The organism is Exiguobacterium sp. s50, from assembly GCF_018618175.1.
In the GTDB taxonomy this organism is placed as follows: domain Bacteria; phylum Bacillota; class Bacilli; order Exiguobacteriales; family Exiguobacteriaceae; genus Exiguobacterium; species Exiguobacterium chiriqhucha.
The window spans coordinates 13,098-26,795 of sequence record NZ_JACSLP010000009.1 but is presented as its reverse complement, the minus strand read 5'-3'; the positions used below and the strand labels follow the sequence as shown (position 1 = coordinate 26,795).

At 51.7% G+C, this 13,698-nt stretch carries 15 protein-coding genes; 2 read left to right on the top strand and 13 right to left on the bottom strand.

The annotated features are described in order from the left end of the window. Nucleotides 1–8: 8 nt before the first annotated feature. The 8 genes from rplI to KNP68_RS12520 all read right to left on the bottom strand — a co-directional run bounded on the left by rplI (nt 9) and on the right by KNP68_RS12520 (nt 6,212). Entirely contained in the window at nt 9–452 is a 444-nt protein-coding gene (gene rplI, locus KNP68_RS12555; protein ID WP_021067864.1) for a 50S ribosomal protein L9, read from the bottom strand. Continuing rightward, a complete protein-coding gene (locus KNP68_RS12550; protein ID WP_021067863.1) occupies nt 449–2,440 on the bottom strand; it encodes a DHH family phosphoesterase in 1,992 nt (663 codons plus the stop codon). The genes rplI and KNP68_RS12550 overlap by 4 nt, the downstream gene beginning before the upstream one ends. Nucleotides 2,441–2,590: 150 nt before the next feature. Continuing rightward, nucleotides 2,591–2,821, bottom strand: coding sequence for a 30S ribosomal protein S18 (rpsR, locus tag KNP68_RS12545; RefSeq protein ID WP_015880232.1), 231 nt, complete (start codon nt 2,819–2,821; stop codon nt 2,591–2,593). Between the two features lie 41 nt (nt 2,822–2,862). Then, on the bottom strand, nt 2,863–3,372 hold the full coding sequence (ssb, locus tag KNP68_RS12540; RefSeq protein ID WP_021067862.1) for a single-stranded DNA-binding protein: 510 nt from the start codon (nt 3,370–3,372) through the stop codon (nt 2,863–2,865). 37 nt (nt 3,373–3,409) lie between these two features. After that, nucleotides 3,410–3,697: a 30S ribosomal protein S6 gene (rpsF, locus tag KNP68_RS12535; RefSeq protein ID WP_021067861.1), complete on the bottom strand. Its 288-nt coding sequence runs from the start codon at nt 3,695–3,697 to the stop codon at nt 3,410–3,412. Between the two features lie 130 nt (nt 3,698–3,827). After that, nucleotides 3,828–4,928 carry a redox-regulated ATPase YchF gene (ychF, locus tag KNP68_RS12530; protein WP_029596437.1) on the bottom strand — a complete coding sequence of 367 codons (1,101 nt, stop codon included), beginning with the start codon at nt 4,926–4,928 and terminating at the stop codon, nt 3,828–3,830. 152 nt (nt 4,929–5,080) lie between these two features. Next, nucleotides 5,081–5,284 carry a DUF951 domain-containing protein gene (locus KNP68_RS12525; protein WP_016509068.1) on the bottom strand — a complete coding sequence of 68 codons (204 nt, stop codon included), beginning with the start codon at nt 5,282–5,284 and terminating at the stop codon, nt 5,081–5,083. Continuing rightward, a complete protein-coding gene (locus tag KNP68_RS12520) occupies nt 5,274–6,212 on the bottom strand; it encodes a mechanosensitive ion channel family protein (protein ID WP_029596438.1) in 939 nt (312 codons plus the stop codon). Before KNP68_RS12520 ends, KNP68_RS12525 begins: the two co-directional genes overlap by 11 nt. Before the next feature lie 169 nt (nt 6,213–6,381). On the opposite strand from KNP68_RS12520, the gene yyaC reads away from it, so the two are divergent. After that, nucleotides 6,382–7,008, top strand: coding sequence for a spore protease YyaC (gene yyaC, locus KNP68_RS12515; protein ID WP_021067858.1), 627 nt, complete (start codon nt 6,382–6,384; stop codon nt 7,006–7,008). Here yyaC and KNP68_RS12510 read toward each other — a convergent pair. The 5 genes from KNP68_RS12510 to mnmE form a co-directional block, all read right to left on the bottom strand. Further along, the gene (locus KNP68_RS12510) at nt 6,981–7,763 is read right to left on the bottom strand and encodes a ParB/RepB/Spo0J family partition protein (protein WP_029596439.1); all 783 of its coding nucleotides are present in this window, start codon (nt 7,761–7,763) and stop codon (nt 6,981–6,983) included. The two genes, yyaC and KNP68_RS12510, sit on opposite strands and share 28 nt — an antisense overlap. Before the next feature lie 49 nt (nt 7,764–7,812). Next, nucleotides 7,813–8,691, bottom strand: a complete 879-nt coding sequence (gene noc / locus KNP68_RS12505; RefSeq protein WP_021067856.1) for a nucleoid occlusion protein — start codon at nt 8,689–8,691, stop codon at nt 7,813–7,815. Between the two features lie 79 nt (nt 8,692–8,770). Continuing rightward, nucleotides 8,771–9,487: a 16S rRNA (guanine(527)-N(7))-methyltransferase RsmG gene (rsmG, locus tag KNP68_RS12500; protein ID WP_021067855.1), complete on the bottom strand. Its 717-nt coding sequence runs from the start codon at nt 9,485–9,487 to the stop codon at nt 8,771–8,773. A gap of 4 nt (nt 9,488–9,491) precedes the next feature. Beyond that, a complete protein-coding gene (gene mnmG, locus KNP68_RS12495; RefSeq protein ID WP_214799773.1) occupies nt 9,492–11,378 on the bottom strand; it encodes a tRNA uridine-5-carboxymethylaminomethyl(34) synthesis enzyme MnmG in 1,887 nt (628 codons plus the stop codon). A gap of 15 nt (nt 11,379–11,393) precedes the next feature. After that, on the bottom strand, nt 11,394–12,773 hold the full coding sequence (mnmE, locus tag KNP68_RS12490; RefSeq protein WP_021067853.1) for a tRNA uridine-5-carboxymethylaminomethyl(34) synthesis GTPase MnmE: 1,380 nt from the start codon (nt 12,771–12,773) through the stop codon (nt 11,394–11,396). A gap of 170 nt (nt 12,774–12,943) precedes the next feature. Here mnmE and KNP68_RS12485 point away from each other — a divergent pair, with 170 nt between their 5' ends. Next, nucleotides 12,944–13,696, top strand: coding sequence for a nucleotidyltransferase domain-containing protein (locus tag KNP68_RS12485; protein ID WP_214756933.1), 753 nt, complete (start codon nt 12,944–12,946; stop codon nt 13,694–13,696). Nucleotides 13,697–13,698: the final 2 nt, after the last annotated feature.

Sequence of the window (13,698 nt, the reverse complement as noted above, 5' to 3'; positions counted from 1 at the left end):
CCTCACCTTCACGCTTCTTGAACATGAACGTTTAACGAAGCCGTGACGTCATGATGCAACTTCACCGGCACTTTCGTGAACCCGAGCGCTTTGATTGGGTGTTCAAGCTCGATTTTACGCTTGTCGATCTTGTAGCCCATTCCTTTCAACGCCTCACCGATTTGTTTGCTCGTGACCGATCCGAAGACGCGACCGCCTTCACCTGACTTCGTCTTGACGACGATCGTCTCTTTTTCAAGCTTGTCCTTCAACTGTTGGGCTTGCTTCAATTCTTCTTCGGCCGCTTCTTCAGCGCGTCGCTCTTTCGCGGCGAACGCCTTCAAGTTACCCGGTGTCGCTTCGACCGCCAAGTTCTTTTTAAAGAGTACGTTCTTTGCGTAAGCGTCCGCGACGTCTTTGACGTCACCAGCTTTACCTTGACCTTTAACATCTACTTTTAAAATGACTTTCATTCAGAATCCTCTCCCTCTGTTTCGTCTGTCATGTAATGATCAATCGCTTCTTGCAATAATGTCTTCGCCTGTTCCCGGCTCACGTTCAATTGCGTCGCCGCATTCGTCAAATGGCCGCCTCCGTCCAGCATCTCCATGATGACTTGGACGTTGACGTCGCCGAGCGAACGAGCACTGATGCCGGTCCGGCCGTCTGGCAAGATGGCGATGACGAACGACGCTTTAACACCCTCCATATTGAGGAGTTGATCAGCGGATTGGGCAATCAACACTTGATGATGCACTTCATCATCCGAAGCGACGGCGATCGCCATACCATCGGAATAAATATCCGTGTTTTCGAGTATATGGGACTGTTCGATATACGATTCAAGGTCTTGACGCATGAAGTGTTGGACAAGCACGGTGTCTGCCCCTTGAATCCGAAGGAAGGAAGCGGCGTCGAACGTCCGCGATCCCGTCCGCAGAGTAAATCCTTTCGTGTCGACCACCATACCTGCGAGGAGCGACGTCGCCTCTAAAATCGATAGCTTGCGCGTCCCGGCCTGATACTCGATCAACTCCGTCACGAGTTCGCACGTCGATGACGCGTACGGCTCCATATAGACGAGGACCGGATCCTCGATGAACTCTTCGCCGCGGCGATGGTGATCGATAACGACGACCCGTTCCGCCCGGTCCAAAATGTCCCGTGAGATGACGAGCGACGGTCGGTGCGTATCGACGACGACGAGGAGCGTCTGTTCGTCGATGAGCGGTTGAGCCTCGAACTCTGTCAAAAAACGGCTATATAGGTCTTCGTCGTTTTCGACTTCATTGACGAGACGTTGGATGCCGACACTCGTCTCGCCGGCCGGGATGACGACGTACGCCTCGCGACCGACAAATTCAGCCAGTTTCATGATGCCAATCGAAGCCCCAAGTGAATCCATATCGGGGTTTTTATGCCCCATAATCAGGACACGGCTCGACTCGCGAATCAAATCGCGCATCGAGTTCGAGATGACGCGGGCTCGAACCCGGGTCCGTTTCTCGGTCGGGTTCGTCTTGCCGCCGAAAAAGCGGACTTTCCCGTTATGACGCTTGACGACGACCTGGTCGCCGCCACGTCCGAGCCCTAAATCGAGACTCGATTGCGACAAGTTACCGAGTTCCGTCAACGTCGTCTCTCCGCAACCAATCCCGATGGAGAGTGTGAGCGGAATCTTATGCTCTTTCGTCGCCTCACGGACCTCATCGAGAATCGAGAAGCGGTTGTTCTCGAGTTCAGAGAGCGTCCGTTCGTTCATGACGAGAAAGAAGCGGTCGGCTGCCGTCCGACGCATATAGATGTGGTATTTTTGAGCCCATTGGTTCAAGAGGACGGTCACACGTCGATTGATTTCACTCCGGACCTGTTCATCCACAGCGGTCGACATCTCGTCATAGTTGTCTAAGTATAAGACGCCGATTACCGTCTGTGTTTCCGAGTATTTTTGTTCAATCTCTGCCTCATCCGTCATATCGAACAAGTAAAGTGTCTGATACTCCCTATTGTAGAGGACCCGATAAACGCGGTCTCCGACTTCGATGGTCGCCTCGTCCTCTTCTTCCTCAATCAATTCGGTGAACGCCGAGTGAATCGAGTCAATCGAGATTCCGAGTTCCATCTCGAGCTCAAAGATGAGTCGAGACTGTTCATTGAACCAGCTGATGCGACGAGCTTCGTCAAAGACGAGAATCCCGATCGGCATGCCGGTGAGCGCTTCTTTCCCAACATCTTCAATCCGATGCGACAAGGAATGAACGTATTGTTCCCATGCCTTGCGCTCTCGTCGAATCGTCACTTGCTGATAGATGAAAAAAATCAGCGTGCCCACGAACAGGGTGATTGCCGCCACAATGCTGTAGAACGCCAATCCTAACGCGACCAACATTCCAATCACATATGGAACGGCGTGACGCGCGTACTGGTTCTTCACTGATGTTATTGCTTCACCACTGTGCATGTGTGCCTCCTAAAATGAGTGGTGTTCCACCCATGATGTCTAAATGGTTTCTGCTCTATCATACCATATCCGCCCGTTTCACTTACACTCCTACATCGGCTCAGAAAACAAAAAACGACCTATCCCGAGGGATAAGCCGTGTGTCAAAAATTACTCTGCAACGTATGGAAGCAAAGCCATTTGACGTGAGCGCTTGATAGCGACAGTAAGTGGACGTTGGTATTTCGCTGAAGTACCAGTCACACGACGTGGAAGAATTTTACCACGCTCCGAAACGAAGCGTTTGAGCAATTCTACGTCTTTATAATCGATATGGGTGATGTTGTTCGACGTAAAGAAACATACTTTACGACGACGACGACCTCCTGGACGACGTGCCATGTGAAGACCTCCTTTTTAGTTTAGTTTTCGAATCGACGCGATCAAAATGGCAGATCGTCATCCGATAAGTCGATTTTTCCGCCACCCGAGAACGGGTCAGCTTCAAAACCTTTGTTTGAGTTCGAGGACTGAGATGAAGTCGAAGAAGCGGCTGCGCCCCATCCTGACCCACTTGACTCACCACCACCGAAGACATCTCCAGCCGGTGCTGTATCACGTTGCCCTGAGGCACCGCGTGGTTCAAGGAAGCGTACGCTATCGGCTACGACTTCTGCCCGGTAACGACGTTGGCCATCTTGACCTTCGTAACTACTGATTTGAAGGCGACCGTCTACGCCGGCCATGCTGCCTTTTTTCAAATATTGTGCCACGTTCTCTGCTTGTTTGCGCCAAACGACACAATCAATAAAGTCCGCCTCGCGCTTCCCATCTTGTCCAGTGAATGGACGATCGCAAGCGAGAGTAAAGCGAGTTACGGCAATCCCGCTCTGCGTGTAACGCATTTCTGGATCGCGTGTCAATCGACCAACTAACACAACTCGGTTAATCATCTCAAAGCTCCCCTTTCGCAATATGAAGCGTTAAGAATTAACGCTCGTCTTTAGTTGTCATTTGACGGACAACGTCATCAGAGATCTTCATGAGACGCTCTGTTTCTTGAATCGCTTTAGGCTCAGCAGTGATGTTGAGAAGAACGTAGTGTCCTTCGCGCATCTTGTTGATTTCGTAAGCGAGACGACGTTTACCCATGTCTGTTGTTTTATCAACAGTACCACCGTTTTCAGTGATGACGTTGTTGAAGCGTTCGATTAAAGCTTTCTTAGCTTCCTCATCAACTGATGGACGGATAATGTAAAGAAGTTCGTATTTACGCATTATCTTTCACCTCCTCTTGGACTAACGGCTCCTACCGGTTGTAGGAGCAAGGAGCAAACAAATGTTTTACTCACGTCATAATATACTATCAAACTTCTGTTCGTTTTACAATACGTTTCCGTAAAATGGCTTAAACGTTGAAACGGAACGTGACGACGTCGCCATCTTGGAAGACATATTCTTTTCCTTCTGAGCGGAGTTTCCCTTGTTCTTTGACCGTCGTCATATTGCCGGCAGCTGACAAGTCTTCATACGAGACGACTTCTGCCCGGATGAATCCACGCTCGAAGTCCGAGTGGATGACGCCCGCACATTGTGGGGCTTTCATGCCTTGCTTGAACGTCCAGGCGCGTACTTCTTTCTCACCGGCCGTGAAGTAAGTCGCGAGACCGAGCGTCGAGTAAGCGGCACGAATCAATTGATCGAGACCTGATTCTTCGATGCCGAGGTCTTGCAAGAACTCAAGGCGCTCTTCTGGTTCGAGCTCTGAGATTTCTTCTTCGATGCGGGCACAGATGACGATTACTTTCGCCTCTTCTGTCGCCGCGTGTTCACGAACTGCTTGGACGTATGGGTTTTGATCGGCATCCGCCACTTCGTCTTCACTGACGTTCGCGACGTAAAGCATCGGCTTCATCGTGAGCAATTGGAAGTGTTTGACGATCGCAAGTTGGTCTTCTGTCAACTCGGCAACGCGAGCCGGGCGCTCCGATTCGAGGACGGCTTGAACGATTTCGAGTGCCTCGAGTTCTTGAGGTGCACCCTTATCTTTCGACTTGACCATTTTTTGAACGCGCGTGATGCGTTTCTCGACCAACTCAAGGTCGGCCAAAATCAATTCGAGGTTGATGGTCGTGATGTCATCAATCGGCGAGACTTTTCCTGCCACGTGCGTGATGTTGTCGTCTTCAAAGCAACGGACGACTTGGCAAATCGCGTCGACTTCACGGATGTTGGCGAGGAATTTGTTTCCGAGCCCTTCTCCTTTTGACGCACCTTTCACGATTCCGGCGATATCTGTAAACTCAAATGCGGTCGGTACGGTCTTCTTCGGTTTGACGAGTTCCGTCAACCGATCGAGACGTGCGTCCGGCACTTCGACGACCCCTACGTTCGGGTCGATTGTCGCGAACGGATAGTTGGCTGCTTCTACACCGGCTTGCGTGATGGCGTTAAATAATGTCGATTTCCCGACGTTCGGTAATCCGACGATTCCTGCTGTTAATCCCACTTGTATGTCCTCCTCATCCGGCTTTCCCGGGAAATGTTGATCCGTCTGTGGAGTGGGTACGTTCAGTACACCACACCGTCACATCCTTCACAATTATAGTTAGTCCTCGATTAAACCGCAACTCACGGTTGCAACATAGAGAAGAACGCCACTTATTCAGCGGCGTTCTCTTGTTTAAGCACTTTTTTCAATCGCTTATCAAAGTCGCGACGCGGCATGAGCACGCTCGCCCCGCATCCTTGACACTTGATGCGAATATCCATTCCGACCCGAGTCACCTGCCAGCGGTTCGTCTGACACGCATGCGGTTTCTTCATTTCTACAAAATCGTTCAACTCATACGATTTAGCCTGCATTTTCCGGCGCTCCTTTAGTCGTTGTGGTTGGCGGCATCATGACGGTACGCGGATACGGGATTTCGATTCCGCGCTCATCTAGCCCGGCCTTCAACTCTTTATGCAAAATCCGACCGGCCGCGAAGTGTTGTGTCGGTGGAACTTCGGCCATGAGACGATAGACGACTTCCGACGGTCCGAGCGACTGCACACCAGCGAGCGTAATTGGTTCGATGAACAAGTCGTGATACTTCTCCTCGACCGTATGGGCGATTTCTTTCAACGCCTTCTCCACTTTATCCGTGTCTTCTTCATACGCGACACCGATATCGACGACTGCGACACTGTTTTCGAGTGAATAATTCGTCACTTGCATGATTTGTCCGTTCGGGATGATCGTCACTTGTCCGTTCAACCCTTTCAACTTCGTCGTCCGAATCCCGACTTCGATGACGGTGCCGTCGACTTGTTGATTTAAATTGACGTAATCCCCGTTCTTATACTGGTTCTCGAAGATGATGAACGCACCTGTGATGACGTCCTTCACCAAGTTTTGCGCACCGAACGAGATGGCCAGACCGGCGACCCCGGCCGATGCGATTAAACCGGCGATATTGACGCCGAACTGCCCGAGCACCGTCAAAATCATGATCAGGCCGAGCACATAGCGAATCGTGTTTTGGGCCAATTTCGATAGCGTCTCATTTTGCCGTTGCGTCACAATATCGTGCTCTTTAATTTTACGCAGTGCGAACACGCGTTGGACCATCGACGTCAAAATGCGTGACGCCACGTAAAGTGCCAAGATGATGAGTGCGACACCGGTCAATTTGATACCGAGACCGATCCACATCTCCGTGTCTTGAAAATAGGCGACGAACCGATTGACACTATCCATCGTTTCGTCGGCTACCGTGCTTAAGTTTGTATCTGTATTTTGTGAAGCCATGTTGTCACCTCTAGCGTTATAGATTCTAACCCATCAAACCATAATTAACGACTTTTCTCAAACCCTACATCCGGACGTTATAAGTTTCGGTGTTCCGGGAATGGGATAATACGGTTTCATTCCGCAATTGCAACTAGACGCAGGCAGCTTAGAAGAGAGGATGAGATTCATGCCGTTTCGCCTAAAACCTCATAAACCATACTCTTTTTTCATCGAACATACCGAACGGAGTGGATCCAAGCTCTTTGCCGATCAACTGCATGATCAGTTGGCAAAGGAGACGCATCGTCCAATCGTCCTCGTTTGTATCGGCTCCGACCGTTCCACCGGTGACTCGCTCGGACCGCTCGTCGGCACGTTCCTTGAGGAGCGCTTTGTCCGCAATATCCATGTGTACGGCACGTTGACAAAACCGGTCCATGCGCTGAACCTTGTCGAGACGCTCCATGAGATTCAGACACGGTTCCATCGCCCCCTCATCATCGCCATCGACGCTTGCCTCGGTCGCTTGTCGAGTGTCGGTTATATCTTCTTCTCAGAAGGACCGCTCGCCCCCGGTGCCGGTGTTCAAAAAGAACTCCCTTCGGTCGGCGAATACAACATTAAAGCCGTCGTCAACGTAAGTGGCTTCATGGAAATGATGATTTTGCAAAACACGCGCCTCCACCTCGTCTATGAGCTGGCCCGTTTCATCACCGACGGGTTCGTCGAGTTCGACTCACGCATCGGGCGGCTTCATCAAGAAGAGGCGGCCATCACCCGACTTCGTCAGTCTCGTGACGAATCGAAATCTTGAGGCGATAACAACGTCAATAGATGTTCCAAATCGTCTTGCGAGAAATACTTCAGCTCGAGGACGCCCCCTTTTCGACGCGGGCGAATCGATACATCCATTTGAAGACGTTCCGCTAGCACCGCCTCGACGGCTTCCACGTCGGCGTCCGAGCGTTTGAGCGTCTTTTTTTCAATGCGCTCCTTTTGTAAATAGCGCTCGAGTCGGCGGACCGTCCATTGCTCGGCGATGACGCGACGGGCAATCTGTTCCATCGCCTGAACCGATTTCATGCCGGTGATGGCCCGGGCGTGACCCATCGTCAACTCGCCAACCATGACCGCATGCTGGACCGCACTCGGTAACCGAAGCAGTCTCAGGCTGTTCGTCACATGGCTCCGACTCTTGCCGACGCGTTCGGCCAGTTGTTGCTGGGTCAATCCGAGCGTTTGCATCAACTGTTCGTAGGCGAGCGCCTCTTCGATCGCGTTCAAGTCGGCACGTTGAATATTCTCAATCAAGGCGAGTTCCATGACGCGGTCCGAGTCGGCCGTGACAATCAATGCCGGGATATCCGTCTTGCCGGCCAATTGAGCAGCCTGAAACCGACGCTCGCCGGCGATGATTTCATAAAACCCACTCGCTTTACGGACGACGATTGGTTGCAACACACCATAACGTTCAATCGATTGCCTGAGCTCGTCTAGCTTTTCTGGTTCGAACTGCTTACGGGGCTGGTTCGGGTTGGGACGAATGTGTTTAATCGGTAACCGTTCCATCATGATTCCTCCATTCCTTCTGACTGATAGCTATAAAAAAAGCACAGGCTCACTTTTGTGGCCGTGCTTTCGGGATTCGAATTCGAATTTCAACAAATTCGTCTTCTTCGACTTCCTCGGTCTGGACTTCAATCCCGGTCTTTCCGATCAAACTGACCGAGTCCCGGATCGTATTGAGGGCGATTCGCGTGTCACGTGCGAAACTTTTCGTCCGACGGCGTTGCTTTTTCGGTTTCCGCTTCTCTTCTTCAATCGGTGTCGTCAAGAAGGCGACGCGTTCTTCCGTCTCTTTGACGTTAAAGTCCTGCTCTATAATCTCCATGAGCACTTGGAGCTGGAGTCCTTCCTCTTTGAGCGGCAAAAGCGCCCGAGCGTGACGTTCATTGATTTGGCGGTCGCGCAAACATTGCTTGACGTCGTTCGGCAATTTCAACAGGCGTAGTTTATTGGCAATCGTCGACTGACTCTTGCCGAGACTCTTCGCGAGCGCGTCTTGTGTCAGACCTTTCATGGCGAGCAGACGATCGTACGCCTCCGCTTCTTCAATCGGACTTAGCTGTTCGCGCTGCAAGTTCTCAATCAATGCCAGAGCGGCAGTCGTATCGTCATCCATCTCCCGGACGATGGCCGGAATGACCGACCAGCCGAGCGATTTAACGGCGCGGAAGCGGCGTTCCCCAGCGATAATCTCGTAGCGTCCCTCTTCTGCTTTTCGGACGACGATTGGCTGCAGGAGACCATGTTCATCGATTGTGACAGCGAGCTCTTCGATTTTAGCCGGCTCGAATACTTTACGCGGTTGATAACGGTTCGGGAGAAGCAACGATAACGCGATGTCTTGAACCGCGTCATTCGGTTTGACTTCTGCGATTTCTGTAACCGCCACTTCTGGACGACTTCCGAACAGTTTAGCAAATGTTTTCTTCAACGTCGGCACCCCTCTATGTAAAAAATAAGCAGATTCCACTACCGGAATCTGCTTTTAGTTTCACGTGAAACACTATTGCTCAGATTAGCGGCTCTTTCGCTGGGGTACCCGCTTTACGTGGATATTTCCCAGGCGTTTTTCGTAATTTATCTACAATTACGATATTACGCTCACTCATCTCTCCTGGCAATAGGAACTGGTGTGTCGTTTTTACTTTCCCACCGAGCACGGCCAAGGCGTTTTTCGCATCGACCAGCTCGTCGGAAACCTTCGCTGCTTTGAGCGCTACGAACGTTCCGCCGACTTTTGCGAGCGGTAAACAGTACTCGGCGAGCACCGTCATCCGGGCAACCGCACGGGCGGTTACGACATCAAATTGCTCACGAAATTTTTTATTTTTTCCAAACTCTTCGGCGCGTCCATGATGGAACGCGACACCTTCTAACCCGAGCGCGAGCGCGAGTTCGTTCAAGAACGTGATTCGCTTGTTAAGCGAGTCGATAATCGTCACGTGAAGGTGCGGGAATAAAATTTTGAGCGGCAAACTCGGAAAACCGGCCCCGGCACCGACGTCACATACGGTATCCACGTTTGCGAAATCGAAATGGAACGCCGCACTGAGTGAGTCATAGAAATGCTTCAAATACACTTCTTCCTTGTCCGTGATCGCCGTCAAATTCATCTTCTCATTCCACTCCACGAGCATCTCGAAATACAGTTCGAACTGAGCGAGTTGTTTCTCGCTCAATTCAAACCCTTCTGCCTGCAGCGCCTCAATAAATTGGGATTGGTTCATCGTTTCACTCCACTGTCGCGTATTGTCCTTGCTCGATATAGACAAGAAGAATCGAAACGTCCGCCGGGTTTACCCCGGAAATACGTGACGCTTGTCCAATCGAGAGCGGACGCACTTGTTTTAGTTTTTGTTTCGCTTCCGTCGCAAGACCACCGATTGCATCGTAATCGAGTTTCTCCGGAATCCGTTTTTCTTCCATCCGCCGCATCTTCTCGACTTGCTCGAGCTGCTTCGAGATGTAGCCTTCGTATTTCACTTGAATCTCGACTTGCTCCGCCACTTCAAACGGCACTTCGATCGGTGCCGGTGCAAAGCGCATGAGCGTCGCGTACGTCACTTCTGGCCGCTTCAACAAAATGCTGGCATGCGTCGCTTCTTTGAGCGGGTTCGCGCCAACTTCTTCGAGCACGGCGTTCACGTCAGCGGACGGTTTGATGACGAGTCCGTTGAGACGCTTCACTTCTGCCGCGATAGCGACTCGTTTGTCTTCAAGGTGGGCATGACGCTCTGGTGGCAATAGACCGACCTCGTGACCGATGTCGCTCAAACGAAGGTCCGCATTGTCGTGGCGCAAAAGCAAGCGATACTCGGCGCGGGATGTGAGCAGACGGTATGGCTCGTTCGTCCCTTTCGTCACGAGATCATCAATCAAGACGCCGATATACGCCTGTGAGCGGTCCAAGATGACCGGCTCTTTGCCGAGCACTTGGCATGCGGCGTTGATTCCGGCCATGATGCCTTGTCCGGCCGCTTCTTCATAGCCGCTCGTCCCATTGATTTGACCTGCCGTGAACAATCCGCCAACCGTCTTCGTCTCGAGTGTCGGCCAAAGTTGCGTCGGTACGACTGCATCGTACTCAATCGCATACCCAGGGCGCATCATCTCTGAGTTCTCAAGCCCCGGAATCGTCCGGAGCATTTGATGCTGAACGTCTTCCGGCATACTCGTCGAGAAGCCTTGCACGTAAATTTCTTCCGTGTCGCGACCTTCTGGCTCGAGGAAGATTTGGTGACGCGGTTTATCGTTGAACCGGACGACTTTATCTTCAATCGATGGGCAGTAACGCGGGCCCGTCCCTTTGATGGCACCTGAGTACATCGGCGAACGATGCAAGTTCTCATCAATCAATTGGTGTGTCCGCTCGCTCGTGTAGGTGAGCCAGCACGGGATTTGCTCAATCGGGTCGAGGTCTTTCGATGTGTAGGAGAAGAGCGACGGATTGTCGTCCCCTGGTTGAATCTCCGTCTTCGAGTAATCGATCGTCTTGCCGTCGATGCGTGGCGGTGTCCCCGTTTTGAAACGAACGAGTTCGAGCCCGAGCTCTTCTAAATGCTTCGACAATTCGACCGAAGGCATCTGGTTGTTCGGACCGCTCTCATACGACAATTCGCCGATGATAATTTGACCGCGCATAAACGTACCGGTCGTGACGATGACCGCTTTCGAGCGGTACTCCGAACCAGTATTCGTGACGACGCCGGCGACTTTTCCGTCTTCGATGAGAAGTCGTTCGACGAGCGCTTGACGAAGCAATAGGTTCGGTTCGTCTTCAAGCACTTTCTTCATATGATTTTGGTATTGGAATTTGTCCGCTTGCGCCCGTAATGCGCGCACTGCTGGACCTTTTGATGTGTTGAGCATCTTCATTTGAATGTACGTCGCATCGATCGCCTTCGCCATTTCGCCGCCAAGGGCATCGATTTCGCGAACGACGATCCCTTTCGCGGGACCACCGATCGATGGGTTGCAGTACATGAATCCGACCATATCCGGATTCATCGTGAGCATCGCCGTTTTCGCGCCCATGCGCGCCGAAGCCAGCGCGGCCTCGATTCCCGCATGACCAGCTCCGATGACGATGACATCAAACTCGCCTGCCGTGTAAGCCATAGTTGTTCCTCCTTATTATTTCCCAAGACAAAACTGTGAAAAGAGTTGATCAATCAAACTTTCTTGAACGGTGTCCCCGTTGATTTCGCCGAGCGTATCCCACGCCCGTCGTAAATCGATTTGGACCATATCGATCGGTAAATTCATGGCGGCACTTCCGAGCGCCTCATCGATTTGTTCGATTGTCCGTTTGATGAGCTGAATGTGTCGTGCGTTCGAGATATATGTCATATCCTGTGATTCGACGCCTTTAGCGAAGAACAAGTTCGAAATCGCCTTCTCCAATGCATCGATTCCCTCTTCTAATAAGAGAGACGTCGCCACGATCGGGCGACCTGCCGCTAGTTTCTCCAGCTTAGAAGAATCCATACTTTGTGGCAAGTCCGTCTTATTGATGATGATGATCGCATTCATACCAGCAATCGCCTCAAATAAGGCCTCATCCTCGACAGTCAGACCTTCATGCCCGTTCAAGACGAGCAAAATCAAGTCAGCCCCGGCGAGCGCCTTGCGCGATTTCTCGACACCGATCCGCTCGACGATATCTTCCGTCTCCCGAATTCCTGCCGTATCAATCAATTTGAGCGGAACGCCTTTGACGTTCACATACTCTTCAATCGTATCGCGCGTCGTTCCTGCGATTTCCGTGACGATCGCTTTCGTCTCTTGTACGAGCGTGTTCATGAGCGATGATTTGCCGACGTTCGGTCGACCGATAATCGCTGTCGCGAGCCCTTCTCGTAAAATCTTGCCTTGTCGCGCCGTCTCGAGCAGTTGCTCGAGCACACGCTTCACTTCGCCCGCCTTGTCTTCGACGATGGCCTGGGTCATCTCTTCGGCGTCGTATTCCGGATAGTCGATATTGACCTCGACCGCCGCAATCGTCTCAAGCAACAGTTGACGCAACTCGCGGACGAGCCGTGACAAGCGTCCTTCCATTTGTGACATGGCGACGTTCATAGCCCGATCCGTTTTGGCACGAATCAAATCCATGACGGCCTCGGCTTGCGACAAATCAATCCGTCCATTCAAAAAGGCGCGTTTCGTGAACTCGCCCGGTTCTGCCAAGCGGATGTCCGGTTGTTCAAGAATCAGTTCGAGGACACGATTGACCGCGACGATTCCTCCATGGCAATTGATTTCGACGACGTCTTCTCGCGTGAACGTCTTCGGTGCGCGCATGATGCTCACCATGACTTCATCGACGACCTCGTCCGTGCCAGGACGTTTCAATTTTCCGTAATGGATCGTATGTGACTCCACTTTCGTCAAATCTTTTCCAGAAAACACACGGCCCACCGTCTCGACGGCGCGGTCACCGGACAAGCGGACGATTCCGATTGCCCCTTCACCCATCGGCGTCGAAATCGCCGTAATCGTGTCAAACTCTAGCATCATCTTTCCCTCCCATACTTCTTACTATTTCCTCTATCTTATGCATAACGCACCTACTATACACGATATTTGTCTCGAACGAAAGAGTCCGACCTCTCGAGCAACGGTTGCATTTTAAGGAATTACTTTAGTACAATAAAGGAATATATTTCCATGGAGGACGTGATGAAATGCGACAGCAAGATGCCATCGCCACATTGACTACCAGCCTCATCTCCGATGCGAACGTGCAGGCCATTTTCTTGAAAGGATCGTTCGGGCGTGATGAAGCGGACGAACATTCCGATGTCGACTTGTACGTCATGGTCGCCCCTGACAGCCTGAATGAGTTCTTGTCGCGCCGCCGCGACCATCTGGCCACATATCGCCCGATTCTGCTCGAGGACGAAATCGATATCGTAGCCCCGCAACTGATCGTCGTCTATGATGATTTCTTGCATCTCGACTTCTTCACGGTGACGGCGGACACGTTGAACCATCAAGACACAATCACGGTGCTGTATGATCCGGAACATCGACTGCAACATCACTCGAGTTCGCTCACCTTGTCGGATGAAGACTTAAGCGGACACGTGTTTGATGCGATTTGGTTCTTTTTCCAATATACGAAAGCCCGTGACCGCGGCAACGATGTCTGGGCCGTCGAGATGCTTCGGCAAGGCATGAGTCATTTCGCCTATGTGCTCGCCGCTCATTACGAACCCGAACGGGCCGCACTCGGGTTGAAAGACGTGGCCGCCCGACAGCGGATTGAAATCCGGACCTTTTATGAAGCGTTGACACCCGACCATCATGCGACAGCCGCTCGATGGTATATCTCCCGTCTCGAAGTCGAGCGTCCCTTCTTCGAGACGACCGTTGCGTTCGAAGTGATTCGTCCGTTTTTCGACCGACTCGTCATCCGTGAAAAAAGCCGCTCCTAATG